The following is a 17,119-nucleotide window of genomic DNA, read 5'->3' on the forward strand; positions in this document are numbered from 1 at the left end:
GTGAGGAGTGCGAGGAACCGTGACGGTGCCGGCTCGTCGGTCCACGAAGCAGCGGACGGCCGTCTCGGCGGTCCTCGACGAGGCGGACGCGTTCATCTCGGCCCAGGACCTGCACGCCAAGCTGCGCGAACGCGGCGAGAACGTCGGTCTGGCCACCGTCTACCGCGCGCTGCAGGTGCTCGCGGAGGACGGTGACGTCGACGTCCTGCGCACCGACGACGGCGGCGAGGCCGTCTACCGCCGCTGCAGCACCGGTCACCACCACCACCTCGTCTGCCGCCGCTGCGGCGCGACCGTCGAGGTCGAGGGCCCGCAGGTCGAGGCGTGGGCACGGCGCATCGGTGCCGAGCACGGCTTCACGGCCGTCCAGCACGTCGTCGAGGTCTTCGGCGTCTGCGCCGCCTGCAGCGCCCAGGCCTGACCCTCCCCGCACCCCGCCCCGCCCCGTCCCGCGCCTTACCCCGGCGCCCCGACCCGCGGCGGAAAACACTCTTTCCGCCCCTCCAAGACGACTTCAGGGGCGGAGAGAGTGTTTTCCGCCCGGGGTCCGGGGGCGTGCAGGCAGGGCGTGCAGGCAGGGCGTGGAGGCAGGGCGGGGGTGGGGGTCAGCGGTCCCCGAGCCAGGGTTCGAGGCCGTCCTCGGGCGCGGTCCACGCGGTGCTCTCGGCGGGGGTGGCGAGGATGCGCTCGAAGGCCGCGCTGACGCGGTCGGCGTCCCCCTCGTCCACCCCGGTGACGACGAGGCGCGTACGGGGACGTTCCCCGCGACGGCCGTCCCAGGTCCCGATCGTGCCGATGCTGAGCTGCCCGCCGGCCCCGTCCCACGCGCACACGACGTCCGGACGCGAAGGCACCCAGAAGTAGCCGCGGGCCCGCAGCCGGCCCGCCCCGACGGCCTCGATCTCCTCCAGCAACCGGCCCGGGTGCAGGGGCGCCGGGGTGTGCAGGTCGAGCGTGAAGACGCCCAGCCGGTCGCGGGCGCCGCTCGGTCGGACGGCGCGCAGGTCGCTGCGGCGCAAGGGTTCCGCTGCGAGACCGGGGGTGGCGAGGCGGCGCGGAGCCAGGACGTCGGACGCGTCGACGGCCAGCAGGTCGGCGACGACGCACCCGGGGGCGGTGACGTGGTCGAGCAGCACGGCCGAGCGCGCGGGCAGGTCGCCGTCGACGAGCACGAGGTCGGCCTCGTCGAGCTGGTGGGCCAGCACCTCCCCCACCGCGCGCTCGCCCTCCTCCCCGTCGGCGCCGGGCACGAGCTCGTCGCCGAGGAGGTCCTCGAGCAGGCCCGGACCGTGCACGACCGAGACGACGCCGGCGACCGCGACGAGGTCGGCGAGCGCGTCCGGGCCGTCGACGCCGTGGGTCAGCGCCTGCAGGACGGCGAGCGGTTCGGCGGCCGCGGGCAGCGCGAGGACGAGGTGCTCGGCCGTCCCGGCGCGGGCGAGCGCGGCGACCGTCGGCAGCACGTCCTCCCGCAGGGCGCAGCCGAGGCAGGCGTGCTCCACGGGGACCCGCACGTCCTCCAGGACCCGCTCGACGGTGGCGGCGAGGCGGTGCAACCGGCCGGGGGCCAGGTCGTAGCGCAGCAGGACCGCTCCGGGCCGGCCCCACAGGGCGGCGGCGGTCGCGCTGTCGCGCAGCACGGGGTCCATCGACGTCAGCACGGTCACGGGCAGGCTCACGAGCACTCCTTGATGAGATCCGTTCTCAAGAAGAACGACGCTAGCAGACGCCCCGACGCGCCCCACGCGGTCCCGGGTGCCGAGCACAGGCAGTGACCCCCGGTAACGTCAGCCTCCAACCACCGTTGTCGACACCACCGGGAGTACCCGTGAACCGCTCCGAGCTCGTCACCGCCGTCGCCCAGCGCGCCGGCCTGACGCAGTCCGACACCGACTCCGTGATCAACGCGCTGGGCGACGTGCTCGTCGAGGCCGTCGGCAAGGGCGAGCCCGTCAAGCTGCCGGGTCTGCTCACGGTCGAGCGCGTCGAGCGGGCCGCCCGCACCGGCCGCAACCCGCGCACGGGCGAGACCATGGAGATCGCCGCCTCCTACGGCGCCAAGCTGACCGCCGGCTCCAAGCTCAAGGCCGCCGCCAACGGCAGCTGAGCCGTCCCGCCGCCCGCCTCCCCGCCGCAGGACCCCCTCGGTTTCGCTTCCGGGGGGTGACACGCCAGACTGCCCCGCGAGAAGCAGTCAGCACGTGCACAGGAGTCAGTGTCGACCTCCGAGCACTCGGCAGGGAGGCGAGGCGTCGATGAGCGCACCGACGGACGAAGGACTGCAGCCCGACCTGCAGACCCCGCCCGAGCAGACCGCGTCCGAGACCCCCCGCGCGTCGCACGACGCGCTCACGGTCGACGGGGTCTCCTCGGACGAGGGCCACGCCGCACTGCGGGCGTCGGTCCGCAAGCTCGGGGAACTCCTCGGGGAGTCCCTCACCCGCCACGAGGGCCGCGAACTCCTCGACCTCGTCGAGCAGGTCCGCCAGCTGGCCCGCCGCCCCGACGACGGCGCGGAACTGGCCCAGCTGCTGTCCGGCGTCGACGACGCCACCGCGATCAACCTGGCCCGCGCCTTCACGGCCTACTTCCAGCTGGCCAACGCCTCCGAGCAGCTGCACCGCGGCCTGGAGCTGTCCCGCGCCTCCGCGGGCGGCCTCGACGGCACGCTCGAACGGCTCGGCGAGGCCCTGCGCTCGGGCGACCTCGACCAGGCCACCGCCGGGGAGATCCTCGGCCGCCTGCAGCTGCGTCCCGTCTTCACGGCGCACCCCACCGAGTCCAGCCGCCGCTCGGTCCTGGACCTGCTGCTGCGGATCACGACGATCGTCGAGGCCTCCGAGGACGGCTCCCAGCGTCCGCTGGAGGCCCGTCGCGGCCAGCGCCGCCTCGCCGAGCTCGTCGACGAGCTGTGGCAGACCGACGAGCTGCGCGTGCTGCGCCCGCGACCGGCCGACGAGGCCCGCTCGGCTCTGCACTACCTGCGCAACCTCACCTCCACGGTGCTGCCCGACCTGCTCGAGGACCTGGCCGTCGGGCTCGGCCAGCTCGGGCTCGAGCTCCCCGCCGACGCCCAGCCCCTGCGCTTCGGCAACTGGGTCGGCGGCGACCGCGACGGCAACCCCAACGTCACGCCCGAGGTGACCGCCGAGGTCCTCGGCATGCAGCACGACGCCGCCCTCGACGTCCTCGCCGCGGCCACGCGCGACCTCATGACCGAGCTCGCGGCCTCCACCCAGATCGTCGGCGTCTCCGACGAGCTGCTGGCCTCCCTCGAGGCGGACGCGCAGGCGATGCCCGAGGTGCGGGCCGCGCGCGCCCACCTCAACGGCGAAGAGCCGTACCGGTTCAAGCTGTCCTACGTCCTGGCCCGGTTGGAGGGCACCCGCGCCCGCCTGCACAGCGGGGCCGAGCACGTCCCCGGCCGCGACTACGCCGGGGTCGAGGAGTACACCGCCGAGATCCGGATGCTGCAGGACTCCTTGCGCGTCAACGACGGTGACCTCGTCGCCGACGGCGCCGTCGCCCGCCTGCTGCGCGTGGCCCGCGCCGTCGGGTTCGGGCTGGCCACGCTCGACGTGCGCGAGGACGCCGGCAAGCACCACACCGCGCTGGCCGCGATCTACGACCGCCTCGGCGAACTCATCACGCCCTACGCCGACCTGGACCGGACCGCGCGCACGAAGCTGCTGTCGAAGGAGCTCACGGGGCACCGGCCGCTCATCGGTTCGGCCGCGCGGACGCTGACGGACACCCCCGCCCGGGTGCTGCAGCTGTTCTCGACGATCCGCACCTCGCTGGACCGCTACGGCGACGACGTCATCGAGACGTACATCGTCTCCATGACCAAGGGCATCGACGACATCTTCGCCGTCGTCGTCCTGGCCCGGGAGGTCGGACTCGTCGACCTCGCCGAGACGCCCGGGGCCAACGACGTGGCGCGCATCGGGTTCGCCCCGCTGTTCGAGACGGTCACCGAACTCGAGAACGCCGAGGAACTCCTCGAGGGGCTGCTGTCGGACCCCTCCTACCGTCGCGTCGTCGCCGCCCGCGGGGACGTGCAGGAGATCATGCTCGGCTACTCCGACTCCTCCAAGGACGCCGGGATCGCGGCCTCCCGCTGGCAGATCCACCGCGCCCAGCGCGCGCTGCGCGACGTGGCCCTGCGTCGCGGCGTCACGCTGCGGCTGTTCCACGGCCGCGGCGGGTCCGTCGGCCGCGGCGGCGGCCCCACCGGCGAGGCCATCCTCGCCCAGCCCTACGGCACGCTCGACGGCCCGATCAAGGTCACCGAGCAGGGCGAGGTGATCTCCGACAAGTACGTGCAGCCGCGGCTGGCCCGGCACAACCTCGAGGTCGCCCTGTCGGCCGCGCTCGAGGCGTCCACGTTGCACCGCACGCCGTTGCAGCCGCGGTCCGTCCTCGACGGTTGGGACGACACGATGTCCGTCGTGGCCGCCGCCGGCCAGGTCGCCTACCGCGCGCTCGTGCGCGACCCCGGTCTGGTGCCGTTCTTCCTGTCCGCCACGCCCGTGGAGGAACTGGGCAACCTCAACATCGGCTCCCGCCCCTCCCGCCGCCCCGGCGGCACCGGTGGGCTGGAGGACCTGCGGGCCATCCCGTGGGTGTTCGGCTGGACGCAGAGCCGCATCAACGTCCCCGGCTGGTTCGGCGTCGGGTCGGGTCTGAAAGCCGCGCGCGAGGCCGGCCGCGAGGACGACCTGCGCGCGATGTTCGCCGACTGGGCGTTCTTCCGCAGCTTCGTCTCCAACGTGCAGATGACGTTGGCCAAGACCGACCTGGGGATCGCGGCGCACTACGTCGAGGAACTCGTCGACCCCGACGCGCGCAGCGCCTTCGAGACCATCCGGGCCGAGCACGCCACGACGCTCGAGCAGGTGCTGTGGCTGACGGGCCAGGACGAACTGCTCGAGTCCGCCCCCGTCCTGCGCCGCACCCTGGAACTGCGCGACGCCTACCTAGCGCCGTTGCACGCGTTGCAGGTGTCGCTGCTGGCGCGTTCGCGCGCCAGCGGTGAGGACGTCGACCCGGCCCTGCGCCGCGCCCTCCTGCTGACGATCAACGGGATCGCCGCCGGGATGCGCAACACCGGCTGAGACCGCCCTCCCGGGGGGATCGTTGTCCGGCGCCAAGGCGCCGGACAACGATCACTCCCCCGCGGCCTGCTCGTCCGTCGGGTCCGGGGCGTCGGCCGCCCCGCCGTAGCGGCGGTTGCGCGTCGCGTACGTCTCGATCGCCGCCCACAGCGCCCGCCGGTCGACGTCGGGCCAGAGCACGTCCGAGAACACCATCTCGGCGTACGTCGACTGCCAGGGCAGGAACCCCGACGTCCGCTGCTCCCCCGAGGACCGCCAGAACAGGTCCACGTCCGGCATGTCGGGTTCGTCGAGGTAGCGGGCGAACGTGCGCTCGTCGATCCGGTCGGGGTTCACGACGCCCGCGGCGACGTCCTGCGCCAGCGCGCGGGCGGCGTCGGCGATCTCGGCGCGACCGCCGTAGTTCACGCACATCGTCAGCGTGCAGACGGTGTTCTCGCGCGTCATCTCCTCGGCCGTCTCCAGCTCGCTGATGACGCTGCGCCACAGGCGGGGACGACGACCCGCCCACCGCACGCGGACCCCCCAGGAGTCCATGACGTCGCGGCGCCGGCGGATCACGTCGCGGTTGAACCCCATGAGGAACTTGACCTCCTCGGGGCTGCGCCGCCAGTTCTCCGTGGAGAACGCGTACGCCGAGACGTGGGTGACACCGATCTCCACGGCGCCCGCGACGACGTCCAGCAGGGACGCCTCGCCCATCTTGTGGCCCTCGATGCGGGACAACCCCTGCTGGTTCGCCCAGCGGCCGTTGCCGTCCATGACGATCGCGACGTGCTTCGGGACCTGGTCGGCCGGCAGCTGCGGCGGTCGCGCGCCCGAGGGGTGCGGCGGCGGCGGGACGACCGGGCGCCCCTGGCGCGGGGAGGTCGGGGCGGAGCGGCGTCGTCGGGGTCCGGTCACGGGCACGGGCACCAGGGTGCCAGGTGGGACCATGGGGCACGTGCCCGACCACGTGACCTCCCCCACCCCCGCCCGGACCGCCCTCGTCCGCCACGGCGAGACGGACTGGAACCGCGACGGGCGGCTCCAGGGCCGCACCGACATCCCGCTCAACGACACCGGCCGCGCGCAGGCTCGCGCCCTGGCCGAACTGCTCGCCGAACCCCTCGGGGACGACCTCCCGTGGGCCGCGGTCACGTCCTCCCCGCTGTCCCGCGCCCGCGAGACGGCGCAGATCCTCGCCGACCGCCTCGGCCTGGAGCTGCTGCCGCCGCACGACGACCTCGTCGAGCGGCACTTCGGCGAGGCCGAGGGCGGCGACCTCGCCGAGCTGACCGCCCGGTACCCGCACGGGGAGCGGCCGGGCCAGGAACCGTGGGAGGACCTCGTCGCGCGCGGGTCGGCCGCGCTGCGCCGGCTCCGCGCCGAGCACGGTGACGTCCCGCTCGTCGTCGTCGCGCACGGGACGCTGCTGCGGGCCACCGTCGAGGGCCTCGTGGGGGTCGAGCTGCCGCGGATGGCGAACGCGACCTCCGTGGTCGTCGAGGGCGCCGGGGACGACTGGCGGCTCGCCCGCGCCCCGCAGCGCGCCTGAGCACTACCAGGCCGCCGACCAGAACTCCTGCAGGAACGTCGGCGGCCGGGGGGAGTCGACGAGCGTCTGGGTCATGAGCACGGCGACCGAGGAGTCCGCGGGCAGGACGTGCGCGCTCGTCCCGGTTCCCCCGACCCAGCCGTACCGCCCGGTGGCGGGGTCGACCGACCCGCCGCACCCCCAGCCGGCCCCGTCGAGGAAAAGCTCCGCCTCCTGCGCGCGGCCGGCCCCGAGGCGGTCCGTCGTCAGGAACCGCACCGACTCCGCGGTCAGCACCCGGCCGGGGTGAAGGAGCTCGCGGGCAAAGGTCCACCAGTCGCCGGCGGTCCCGACGAGCCCACCCGCGCCGGAGGGGAACACCGGTGCGGCGCTCCACCGGCCGTCCGTCCCGTCGAACTCCACGAGCCCGTCCGCCGTGGCGCGGTACGCGGCGGACGCGCGGTCCCGTTGGTCGTCGCGGACGGCGAACCCCGTGTCCCGCAGGCCGAGCGGTGCGAGGAGCCGGTCTAGCAGGACGTCCGGCAGCGGCCGGCCGTCGACCCGGGCGAGCAGCACCCCGAGCACGTCGTAGGAGGTGTTGTACAGGAACTGCGCCCCCGGCTGGTGCCGCAGCGGGACCGCCGCCAGCCCGCGCAGCCACCGGTCCGGGGGCGGGACGTCCGCGACCTCCAACCCGTTCTGCCACCGGAACAGCGCCTGCACCCAGGGCCCCTCGAAGGAGGAGGGGAAACCCCAGCCGCACGTCGAGGTCAGCAGGTCGCGGACGGTCACGTCGCGGTCGGCGGGCACGGTGTCGTCGAGGTCGGCGGTGGGGGTGCGCAGCACCCGCAGGTCACGCAGTTCCGGCAGCCACCGCGTCACGGGGTCGTCGAGCGCGACCGCACCGTCCTGCACGAGGGTGAGCGCCGCGGCCGCCGTGAGGGGTTTGGTGGTCGAGGCCCAGCGGAAGACGGTGTCCGGTGTCACGAGCCGGCCCGTCGCGAGGTCGGCGACCCCGGCGCAGACCACCGCCGGTCCCGCCGCCGCGTCCCCAGCACCGTCCGCGGGGCGCTCCACGAGGGCGACGGCCCCGGCGACGAGCCCGTCCCTCACCCACCGCTCGAGCAGCTCGGTCAGTTCTCCCGTCATCACGTCCGGTGGACCTCCCTGGCCGCCGGAACTCACCGGACGAGGGAGCCGTCGTCCCGTTCCACGTGCCGCAGCGACCGGATGCCCCGTTCGAGGTGCCACTGCAGGAAGGCCGCCACGAGCCCGCTCCCCTCGCGGCGGCAGCGTTCCTCGGCGTCCTCCGCGACCGACCACTCACCGCTGAGCAGCGCCGCGAGCAGCTCCAGCGTCTGCGGGTCCGGAGCCGCCGACCCCGGCGGTCGGCAGGCGCTGCAGACCGCCCCACCGGCGGAGACGTTGAACGCCGTGTGCGGACCGGGGTTCCCGCAACGGGCGCAGTCGCCGAAGCTCGCCGCGTACCCGGCCACGGCCAGGGAGCGCAGGAGGAACGCGTCGAGGACGAGAGGGGCCGCGTGCTCGCGGCGCGAGAGCGTCCGCAGGGCCCCGACGAGCAGCAGGTACTGCTGCGTCGCGTTCTCCCGCTCGACCTCGGTGAACCGTTCGGCCGTCTCCACCAGGGCGTGGCCCACCGTGTAGAGGCCGTAGTCGGCCGCGAGCACCTGCCCGTAGGGGGCCAGCACGTCGACCTGCGTCACGGTGTCGAGCGCGCGACCGCGGTGCAGCTGCACGTCGACGCACGTGAACGGTTCGAGCCGGGCGCCGAAGCGGGACGAGGTGCGCCGCACCCCCTTGGCCACGGCGCGGACCCGGCCGTGGTGCCGGGTCAGGAGGGAGACGATCCGGTCGGCCTCGCCGAGCTTGGTCGTGCGCAGGACGACGGCCTCGTCGCGGTAGCTCTTCGCCCCGCCGATGCTGGAGCCCCTGCTGCTGGACCCCCGACCGCTCACCGCCACGCGACCACTGTAGGTCGCACCTCCGACAGCGCCCGTCAGCCGCGCAGCCCGTCAGCCGCGCAGCCCGTCAGCCGGTGACGAGCCGGTCCCGTCCCGAGCGCTTGGCGTCGAGCACCGCCCGGTCGGCGGCGGCGACGGCCTCGGCGGCGGACGCCGGCCCGGCCACCCCCGCCGAGACGGTGACGCGCAGTCCGAGGGAGATCTCCAGCCACGGTTCCTTGCGCACGACCTCCAGGAGCCGTTCGGCCGTCTGCTCGGCCCCGTGACCGCCGGGGACGAGGACGACGAACTCGTCCGCGCCGTAACGGACGACGACGTCGTCGTCGCCGACGTTGCGCTGCAACAGGTCCGCGATGCGGCGCAGCACGGCGTCGCCGGCGTCGTGGCCGTGCTCGTCGTTGACGGCGCGGAACCGGTCGACGTCGAGGAGGACAGCGCTGAAGCGCTGGTCGGGTCGTTCGAGGACCTGCTGCAGGCGGCGGCGGTTGCCGAGGCCGGTCATGGGGTCGACCAGCGAGGCCCGGCCGAGGCGTTCGTGCTGCTCGGCCATCTCCCGCTGCCGCATGCGGTCCTGCAGCGCCTCGAAGCGGCTCTCGCGGTCCTCCCACAGGCGGGTCAGCGACACCTGGGCGAGCAGCTCGAGGGCGTCGGCGGCCTCGCTGCGGCCGTCGTGCTGCACCGCGTTGCGCGCGCGGACGGCCAGCGCCGTCAGCCCCCACACGTCGAGCTGGGTGGCCGAGGAGACTCGCTGTACGGCGGCGAGCAGCTCGGCGGCCGCGGCGCGGTCCCCCGCGTCCGAGGTGACCATCGCCAGCGCGATGCGGGCGATCTGCGTCTCGGCGAGTTCCTCGCGCAGCCGGAACGCGTCCATGGCCGGGCGCAGCCGGGCCTGGGCGAGCTCGGTGTCCCCGTTGCGCTGCAGGACGAACGCCTCGACCGCCTCGGCGCGCGCGAGCATCTCCGGGTAGTCGGCCTCGTCGGCGAGCTGGCGCATCCGGGCCGCGCGCGAGAGGGCCTCGGCGTAGTGCGGCCACGCCTCGTCGGCCCGGCCGGCGACCTCGAGCATCGAGGCCCACGCGACTTGCAGGACCGCGGCCTCCTGGGCCACGTTGAGGCGCACCCGCGCCGGCGGGAACGTGAGCGCCAGCATCTGGACCATGAGCTCGTCGGCGGGCTCGAACAGCGCGAGCGCGTTGAGCGCGAGGGCGACCGACATGGTCGCCGACAGGTGGTCGTAGGTGCGGATGGGCTGCGCCGAGACGATGAGCTTGCCCTCGGCCAGGTGGTCCATGGCCAGCGCGGTCATCCCGAGGTCGACCCGCGACTCGGCGAGCAGGGCCAGGGCCTTGGCCCGCCACACCGGGTCGGCCCCGGCGCCGAGGCGGCGCAGGAGGTGCCCGGCCTCCTCGCTGGCCTCGCCCGCGCGGCCGAGCTGGTGCAGCGCGACGCCGCAGATGAACTGCAGGTAGCGGGCGGTGCGCTCGTCGCCGGCGGCCTCGCAGAAGGCCAGACCCTGTCGGCACGCCGTGATCGCCCGCTCGCCGTAGCCGTCGAGGTAGAGCTTGTGGGCCCACTCGGCGAGGGTGTCGAACGGACCGAACGGACTGACGGGCTCGAGCTGCGTGCCCACTCCGCCCCCTCCGATGCTGCCGCCGGTGACCAGACGTCACAGGTGGTGACTGATCCTAACGGCCCGCGCCCTCCGGTGGGGCAGGAACCCGGAGGGCGCGAACCGGTCGGGAGGATCAGCGCAGGGCGCGGTTGACCGCCGAGACGATGGCCTTCAGCGACGCGGTCGTGATGTTGTGGTCGATGCCCACACCCCACAGGACGCGACCCCCGACGGCGCACTCGACGTAGGCGGCCGCCTGGGCGTCGCCCCCCGCGGAGAGGGCGTGCTCGGCGTAGTCCAGGACCCGGACGTCGACGCCCTGCTCGCCCAGCGCGGCGCAGAACGCGGCGATCGGGCCGTTGCCCGTCCCCTGCACCGTCGTCACGGAGCCGCCGTCGAAGAGGTCGACCTCCAGGGTGTCCGCCCCGTCGACGACGCTGACCGACCGCGTGCCGCGCAGCGCGAACCGGCCCCACTCGGGGGTGCCCGTCGGGGACGGCAGGTACTCGTCGGAGAAGACCTCGAAGATCTGCCGCGAGGAGACCTCCCCGCCCTGGGCGTCGGTGCGCTCCTGGATGACGCGGGAGAACTCGATCTGCAGGCGGCGCGGCAGGTCCAGCTGGTGCTCGGCCTTCAGCAGGTACGCGACACCGCCCTTGCCCGACTGGGAGTTCACGCGGATCACGGCCTCGTACGAGCGACCGAGGTCCTTGGGGTCGATGGGCAGGTACGGCACCGCCCACGGGATCTCGTCGACGGTCTTGCCGGCCGCCGCCGCGTCCCGCTCCATGGCCTCCAGGCCCTTCTTGATGGCGTCCTGGTGGGAGCCGGAGAAGGCCGTGAAGACGAGGTCGCCGCCGTAGGGCACGCGTTCGCCCACGGGCAGCTGGTTGCAGTGCTCGACGGTGCGGCGGACGTGGTCGATGTCGGAGAAGTCGATCTGCGGGTCGATGCCCTGGCTGAAGAGGTTCAGGCCCAGGGTGACCAGGTCGACGTTGCCGGTGCGCTCGCCGTTGCCGAACAGGCAGCCCTCGATGCGGTCGGCGCCGGCGAGGTAGCCCAGCTCGGCCGCGGCCACGCCCGTCCCGCGGTCGTTGTGCGGGTGCAGCGACAGGATGACGTTCTCGCGGTGGTGCAGGTGCCGGGACATCCACTCGATCGAGTCGGCGTAGACGTTCGGGGTCGCCATCTCGACGGTCGCGGGCAGGTTGACGATGACCTTGCGGTCCGGCGTGGGTTCGAAGACCTCGATCACCGCGTTGCAGATGCGGGCGGCGAACTCCAGCTCGGTCCCGGTGTACGACTCCGGCGAGTACTCGTAGTAGACGGTCGTCTCGGGGATCGTCTCCTCGAACTTGCGGCACAGCCGGGCGCCCTGCAGGGCCAGGTCGACGATGCCGTCCTCGTCGGAACCGAAGACGACGCGCCGCTGCAGCACCGACGTGGAGTTGTAGAGGTGGACGATCGCCTGCTTGGCGCCGCGCAGCGACTCGTAGGTGCGCTCGATGAGGTGCTCGCGCGCCTGGGTCAGCACCTGGATGCGGACGTCGTCGGGGATGAGGTCGTTCTCGACCAGTGTCCGGACGAAGTCGAAGTCGGTCTGGGAGGCCGAGGGGAACCCGACCTCGATGTCCTTGTAGCCCATGTCGACGAGCAGCTGGAACATGCGCAGCTTGCGCTCGGAGTTCATGGGGTCGATGAGCGCCTGGTTCCCGTCGCGCAGGTCCACGGCGCACCAGCGCGGGGCCTGCGTGATGCGCTTCGTGGGCCAGGTGCGGTCCGGCAGGTCGACGGTGATCTGCTCGTGGAACGGCAGGTACTTGTGGAACGGCATCGAGCTGGGCGTCTGGGTGTTGTGCAACGTCGTCATCTCCTCAGGGGCGGGCGGTGTGGCGGCCGGCGCGCACGACGAGGTCCCGCGACGGGGAGACCGGCCTAGCTGGCCCCGCCGCGGCGACGAAGGAGGAGGTTCTCCAGACGAGCCACGGGACCACCGTACCCCCTCGGCCCGCGAGCGCACCCGACCCTCCTCGTCGGCGCACCCCCGTGACGAACCCGGACGTCTGGCCACCCGGGCGACGGGTCGCCGTTGTCACCGACGACACCGGGCGCCTCGTCGTGCGGGGCACCTCGAACGCCTGCTGAGGTGACTCGCTTGTCCGAGGACGTGGACACAAACCACAATGATGGACACCGACACCTGCGCTGGAGGACAGACATGCCCGGCAGCACCCGGCCTGCGAGCCCCGTCCTGGACGTGACGATCACCCCGGTCGCCTTCCACGACCCCGCCCTCCTCAACAACGTCGGCGTGCACGAGCCGTTCGCCCTCCGCAGCGTCGTGGAGGTCCGCACGGCCGACGGTGTCGTCGGGCTCGGCGAGAGCTACGGCGACGCGGCCCACCTGGAGCGCCTCCACCGCGCGGTCCCCCACCTGATCGGGACCGACGTCTTCGACCTGCACGCCGTGGCCCGCGCGGTCGCCACCTCCCTCGGCGGGACGCCGGCCCGCGCGGGCGACCTGCTCGGCCAGGTGGTCCAGGACGCCGCCGACCGCGTCCTCAGCCCCTTCGAGGTCGCCTGCCTCGACGCACAGGGCAAGCTCACCGGCCGGCCCGTGAGCGACCTGCTCGGCGGCGCCGTCCGCGCCGAGGTCGCCTTCAGCGCCTACGCGTTCTACAAGTGGGCGGCCCACCCCGGCCGCGAGGAGGACGGGTGGGGCGCGGCCCTCGACCCGGCCGGGATCGTGGCCCAGGTGCGGCGCATGGTCGACGAGTACGGGTTCACTGCGATCAAGCTCAAGGGCGGGGTGTTCCCTCCCCAGGAGGAGGTCGAGGCGGTCCGCGCGTTGCGCGCGGAGTTCCCCGACCTCCCCCTGCGGTTGGACCCCAACGGCGCATGGACGACCGAGACGTCCGTGCGGGTGGCCGAGGAACTGGAGGAGGTTCTGGAGTACCTCGAGGACCCGACGCCCGGGATCCCGGGGATGGCGGAGGTGGCGCGTCGCCTCGGGGGCCGGATGCCGCTGGCCACCAACATGTGCGTCGTCGCCTTCGAGGACCTCCCGCCCGCCGTCGCGCAGGACGCCGTCCAGGTCGTCCTGTCCGACCACCACTACTGGGGCGGGTTGCGCCGCACGCAGGACCTCGGCCGCATCTGCGAGGTGTTCGGCCTGGGGTTGTCGATGCACTCCAACTCCCACCTGGGGATCAGCCTCGCAGCCATGACCCACCTCGCCGCCGCGACGCCGAACCTCGACTACGCGTGCGACACGCACTGGCCGTGGAAACCGGCCGACGAGGACGTCGTGGTGCCGGGGGTCCTGCGGTTCTCCGGCGGCGCCGTGCGCGTCCCCACCGGTCCCGGCCTCGGCGTCGAGCTCGACCGGGACGCGCTGGCCCGGCTCCACGAGCAGTACGAGCGGTGCGGCCTGCGGGCCCGCGACGACACCACCTACATGCGGACGGTGGACCCGGAGTTCGCACCGCACCGGGGCACCTGGTGACCACCCGCGTGTAGGTTCGGCGCCGAGCCCCGAGGTCACCGAGGACCCGGCGCGTGGAGGAGAGGCGGACCGCATGGCCCTGCACGAGATCGAGTTCGCATCGGCCAACGGCCGCGACACCGTCCAGGGCTGGTTGTACCGCCCGCCCGGCACGGTCCGCGGGATCGTGCAGGTCGTCCACGGCCTCGGGGAGCACTCCCGCCGCTACCTGCACCTGACCTCCACGCTGCTCGACGCGGGGTTCGCGGTCGTCGCCGACGACCACGCCGGCCACGGTCGGACCGCCGTCCTGCAGGGGACGTGGGCCGACGCCGGTGCGCGTGCCGACCGGGTCGTCGTCGAGGACGAGCTCACCCTGCAGCGGCACGCCCGCGACCTCCTGCCCAACCTGCCGCACGTCGTCTTCGGGCACAGCTGGGGTTCGCTCATCGCCCGCGGGATGGCCACCGATCCGGCCGCACGCCTGGACGGTCTGGCCCTCGGCGGGATCGTCGCCCAGATGGAGGGTTTCGAGTCCGGCATCGACCGCAGCGCCCTGCGGGCCCTCGCCGAGGGTGAGCGGGCGGCGGAACCGGCGCCGCCGGAGGTCGTCGGCCAGTTCTTCGCGGGGTTCCTCGAACGGTTCGGCGAGGGCGCCGGGCCGACGGCGTGGGTGGCCCTCGACGAGGACGTCGTGGCCGACCACGGCCGGGACCCGCTGAACAACTTCGGCGCCCCGCTGAGCAGCCGGTTCCTGCAGGGGTTCGCCGACCTCTACGACACCGTCAGCGGTGACGCCTTCTACGCGGCTCTGCCGAGGGACCTGCCGGTGCTGATCGTCGCCGGGGACCAGGACCCCGTCGCGAACTACGGCGAGGGTGCGTACCACGTCGCGAACCGCCTGCACCGCAGCGGCCACACCGACGTGCGGACCCGGGTGTTCCCCGGCGTGCGGCACGAGGTGCACAACGAACCCCCGACGCGGGTGGAGTTCGAAGGGGAGCTCGTCGACTTCGTCAGCCGGGTGTGCGGCTGACCGGCAGCCCGATGACCTGTCTACGTCCGTGGACATTGTCCACCAACGGAGAGCTCGGGTAGTCTGGGCGCTCCGCCGACCCCTGGAGCACCCGTGTCCCGTCCCAGCGCCGTCTCCCCCGACGACCTGCGCCGCACGCTCGGCGCGGGGCTGCTGTCCTTCCCCGTGACGCACACCCACGCGGACCTGTCCTTCGACGAGGGCGGGTACCGCGAGCACGTCGCCCACCTCTCGGGGTTCGGGGCCAGCGGGTTGTTCGCCGCGGGCGGGACCGGGGAGTTCCCGGCCCTCACGCAGGCGGAGGTGGTCGACGTCGTCCGCGCGACGGTCGAGGCGAACGCGGGCGCGAGCCCCGTCGTCGGACCCGTCGGGTACGGGACGTCGACGGCCGTGGCGATGGCGCGCGAGGTCGAGGCCGCCGGGGCCGACGGTGTGTTCGTGCTGCCTCCCTACCTCAACGAGCTGACCCAGGAGGGCCTGTACCGGCACGTCGCCGCCGTCTGCCGGGCGACGCGGCTCGGGGTCGTCGTCTACCACCGCGCGAACGCCCGGTTCACCGCCGGCACTGTCGACCGGCTCGTCGCGGAGTTCGACAACTTCATCGGGTTCAAGGACGGCATCTGCGACATCGACCTGCTCGCCACGCTGCACGCCCGGCACGGCGAGCGGTTGTTGCTCGTCGGGGGCCTGCCGACCGCCGAGACGTACGCCCTGCCCTACCTCGACCTCGGGGCCACGACGTACTCCAGCGCGATCTTCAACTTCGCCCCCCGCTGGGCGCGGGAGTTCTACGACCGGGTGCGCGCCGGCGACCGCGCTGGCGTGCAGGCGCGGCTGGCCGAGTTCGTCCTGCCCTACCTGCAGATCCGCGACCGCAGCGCGGGGTACGCCGTCTCGATCGTCAAGGCCGGCATGACCGCCGCCGGGCGACCTGCGGGCCGGGTGCGGCCGCCGCTGACCGACCTCACCGACGCCGAACTCGCCGAGCTGACCCCCCTCGTCGCGAAGGTCTGCTGAGCGGTGGTTCCCCGGGTCGCCGACGTGCGCGTCGTGCCCGTGGCGGGCCACGACTCGATGCTGCTCAACCTCTCCGGGGCGCACGCGCCGTTCTTCACGCGCACCGTCGTCGTGGTCACCGACACCGACGGCCGGACCGGCGTCGGGGAGGTTCCGGGCGGGGAGGCCATCCGCGCCACGCTGGTGGCCGCCGGCGACCTGCTGCGGGGGCGTCCCGTCGCCGACCACCGGAACCTGCTCCGGGCCGTGGGGCAGGAGTTCGCCGGCCGCGACGTCGCCGGTCGCGGGCTGCAGACGTTCGACCTGCGCACGACCGTCCACGTCGTCACGGCCCTGGAGTCGGCGCTGCTCGACCTGCTGGGGCAGTTCCTGGGGCTGCCCGTGGCCGACCTGCTCGGGGAGGGACGTCAGCGCGACCGGGTGCAGGCCCTGGGGTACCTGTTCTTCGTCGGGGACCGGAACGCCACGGACCTGCCGTACCGCAGCGCACCGGAACCCGCGGACGACTGGGAGCGGCTCCGCGACGAACCCGCCCTCGACGCCGACGCCGTGCTCGCCCTCGCCGAGGCCGCGCACGCCCGGTACGGGTTCGCGGACTTCAAGCTCAAGGGCGGGGTGCTGCCCGGTGAGGAGGAGGCCGAGGTGGTCACGGCCCTGGCCCGACGGTTCCCGCAGGCCCGGATCACCCTGGACCCCAACGGCGCGTGGCGGCTGGCCGAGGCGGTCACGTTGGGCCGGCGGCTGCGCGACGTGCTCGCGTACGCCGAGGACCCGTGCGGGGCCGAGGGCGGGTTCTCCGGCCGCGAGACGATGGCCGAGTTCCGCCGCGCCACCGGACTGCCGACGGCGACGAACATGGTCGCCACCGACTGGCGCCAGCTCGGGCACGCCGTGCAGGCGCACGCCGTCGACATCCCGCTGGCCGACCCGCACTTCTGGACGATGGCCGGGTCGGTGCGCGTCGCGCAGCTCTGCGAGGCGTGGGGGCTGACGTGGGGGTCGCACTCCAACAACCACTTCGACGTCTCGCTGGCGATGATGACGCACGTCGCCGCGGCCGCCCCGGGGAACGTCACCGCGATCGACACGCACTGGATCTGGCAGGACGGGCAGCGCCTCACCCGTGACCCGCTGCGGATCCGCGGCGGCTTCCTCGACGTGCCCACCACACCCGGTCTCGGCGTCGAACTGGACGAGGACCGGCTCGGGCAGGCCCACGAGCTCTACCTGGAGCACGGTCTCGGCGCCCGCGACGACGCCGCGGCCATGCAGTTCCTCGTCCCGGGGTGGACGTTCGACCCGAAGCGCCCGGCGCTCGACCGGCGGGACGTTCCCAGGCTCGCCTCGTAGGGTGC

At 73.8% G+C, this 17,119-nt stretch carries 14 protein-coding genes; 8 read left to right on the forward strand and 6 right to left on the reverse strand.

The annotated features are described in order from the left end of the window. Positions 1-19 precede the first annotated feature (19 nt). The gene (locus AB0637_RS10860; protein ID WP_366172099.1) at positions 20-421 is read left to right on the forward strand and encodes a Fur family transcriptional regulator; all 402 of its coding nucleotides are present in this window, start codon (positions 20-22) and stop codon (positions 419-421) included. 184 nt (positions 422-605) lie between these two features. Here AB0637_RS10860 and AB0637_RS10865 read toward each other — a convergent pair whose 3' ends face one another. Continuing rightward, positions 606-1,679 carry a GTP-binding protein gene (locus AB0637_RS10865; RefSeq protein WP_366172101.1) on the reverse strand — a complete coding sequence of 358 codons (1,074 nt, stop codon included), beginning with the start codon at positions 1,677-1,679 and terminating at the stop codon, positions 606-608. A gap of 149 nt (positions 1,680-1,828) precedes the next feature. Between AB0637_RS10865 and AB0637_RS10870 the strand changes: the two genes are divergently transcribed. Both AB0637_RS10870 and ppc read left to right on the forward strand, forming a co-directional pair. Next, positions 1,829-2,107 carry an HU family DNA-binding protein gene (locus tag AB0637_RS10870; protein WP_366172103.1) on the forward strand — a complete coding sequence of 93 codons (279 nt, stop codon included), beginning with the start codon at positions 1,829-1,831 and terminating at the stop codon, positions 2,105-2,107. 148 nt (positions 2,108-2,255) lie between these two features. Beyond that, on the forward strand, positions 2,256-5,117 hold the full coding sequence (gene ppc / locus AB0637_RS10875) for a phosphoenolpyruvate carboxylase (protein ID WP_366172105.1): 2,862 nt from the start codon (positions 2,256-2,258) through the stop codon (positions 5,115-5,117). 51 nt (positions 5,118-5,168) lie between these two features. Here ppc and AB0637_RS10880 read toward each other — a convergent pair whose 3' ends face one another. Continuing rightward, a complete protein-coding gene (locus AB0637_RS10880) occupies positions 5,169-6,020 on the reverse strand; it encodes an isoprenyl transferase (RefSeq protein WP_366172171.1) in 852 nt (283 codons plus the stop codon). Between the two features lie 40 nt (positions 6,021-6,060). On the opposite strand from AB0637_RS10880, the gene AB0637_RS10885 reads away from it, so the two are divergent. Continuing rightward, positions 6,061-6,654, forward strand: coding sequence for a histidine phosphatase family protein (locus AB0637_RS10885; protein ID WP_366172107.1), 594 nt, complete (start codon positions 6,061-6,063; stop codon positions 6,652-6,654). A gap of 3 nt (positions 6,655-6,657) precedes the next feature. Here AB0637_RS10885 and AB0637_RS10890 read toward each other — a convergent pair whose 3' ends face one another. The 4 genes from AB0637_RS10890 to leuA form a co-directional block, all read right to left on the reverse strand. Then, positions 6,658-7,782: a serine hydrolase domain-containing protein gene (locus tag AB0637_RS10890; protein ID WP_366172109.1), complete on the reverse strand. Its 1,125-nt coding sequence runs from the start codon at positions 7,780-7,782 to the stop codon at positions 6,658-6,660. Between the two features lie 32 nt (positions 7,783-7,814). Further along, positions 7,815-8,609 (reverse strand): DNA repair protein RecO, encoded by a 795-nt coding sequence (gene recO / locus AB0637_RS10895; RefSeq protein ID WP_366172173.1) that lies wholly within the window; start codon positions 8,607-8,609, stop codon positions 7,815-7,817. A gap of 73 nt (positions 8,610-8,682) precedes the next feature. Further along, positions 8,683-10,245 (reverse strand): GGDEF domain-containing protein, encoded by a 1,563-nt coding sequence (locus AB0637_RS10900; protein WP_366172111.1) that lies wholly within the window; start codon positions 10,243-10,245, stop codon positions 8,683-8,685. Positions 10,246-10,360: 115 nt separating this feature from the next. After that, on the reverse strand, positions 10,361-12,097 hold the full coding sequence (gene leuA, locus AB0637_RS10905; protein WP_366172113.1) for a 2-isopropylmalate synthase: 1,737 nt from the start codon (positions 12,095-12,097) through the stop codon (positions 10,361-10,363). Between the two features lie 348 nt (positions 12,098-12,445). Here leuA and AB0637_RS10910 point away from each other — a divergent pair, with 348 nt between their 5' ends. The 4 genes from AB0637_RS10910 to AB0637_RS10925 all read left to right on the forward strand — a co-directional run bounded on the left by AB0637_RS10910 (position 12,446) and on the right by AB0637_RS10925 (position 17,114). Further along, positions 12,446-13,732 (forward strand): glucarate dehydratase family protein, encoded by a 1,287-nt coding sequence (locus AB0637_RS10910; protein ID WP_366172115.1) that lies wholly within the window; start codon positions 12,446-12,448, stop codon positions 13,730-13,732. Positions 13,733-13,805: 73 nt separating this feature from the next. Continuing rightward, positions 13,806-14,747, forward strand: a complete 942-nt coding sequence (locus AB0637_RS10915) for an alpha/beta fold hydrolase (RefSeq protein ID WP_366172117.1) — start codon at positions 13,806-13,808, stop codon at positions 14,745-14,747. Positions 14,748-14,840: 93 nt separating this feature from the next. Beyond that, on the forward strand, positions 14,841-15,764 hold the full coding sequence (locus AB0637_RS10920) for a 5-dehydro-4-deoxyglucarate dehydratase (RefSeq protein ID WP_366172119.1): 924 nt from the start codon (positions 14,841-14,843) through the stop codon (positions 15,762-15,764). A 57-nt stretch (positions 15,765-15,821) separates the two neighbouring features. Continuing rightward, entirely contained in the window at positions 15,822-17,114 is a 1,293-nt protein-coding gene (locus tag AB0637_RS10925; RefSeq protein WP_366172175.1) for an enolase C-terminal domain-like protein, read from the forward strand. Positions 17,115-17,119 lie beyond the last annotated feature (5 nt).

It is taken from the genome of Kineococcus sp. NPDC059986 (assembly GCF_040702905.1).
GTDB lineage: Bacteria > Actinomycetota > Actinomycetes > Actinomycetales > Kineococcaceae > Kineococcus.

Coding starts and splice junctions, on each gene's coding strand:
- AB0637_RS10890 (WP_366172109.1), bottom strand. CDS start 7,782: ATGACGGGAGAACTGACCGAGCTGCTCGAGCGGTGGGTGAGGGACGGG.
- leuA (WP_366172113.1), bottom strand. CDS start 12,097: ATGACGACGTTGCACAACACCCAGACGCCCAGCTCGATGCCGTTCCAC.
- AB0637_RS10925 (WP_366172175.1), top strand. CDS start 15,822: ATGCTGCTCAACCTCTCCGGGGCGCACGCGCCGTTCTTCACGCGCACC.
- AB0637_RS10915 (WP_366172117.1), top strand. CDS start 13,806: ATGGCCCTGCACGAGATCGAGTTCGCATCGGCCAACGGCCGCGACACC.
- AB0637_RS10910 (WP_366172115.1), top strand. CDS start 12,446: ATGCCCGGCAGCACCCGGCCTGCGAGCCCCGTCCTGGACGTGACGATC.
- ppc (WP_366172105.1), top strand. CDS start 2,256: ATGAGCGCACCGACGGACGAAGGACTGCAGCCCGACCTGCAGACCCCG.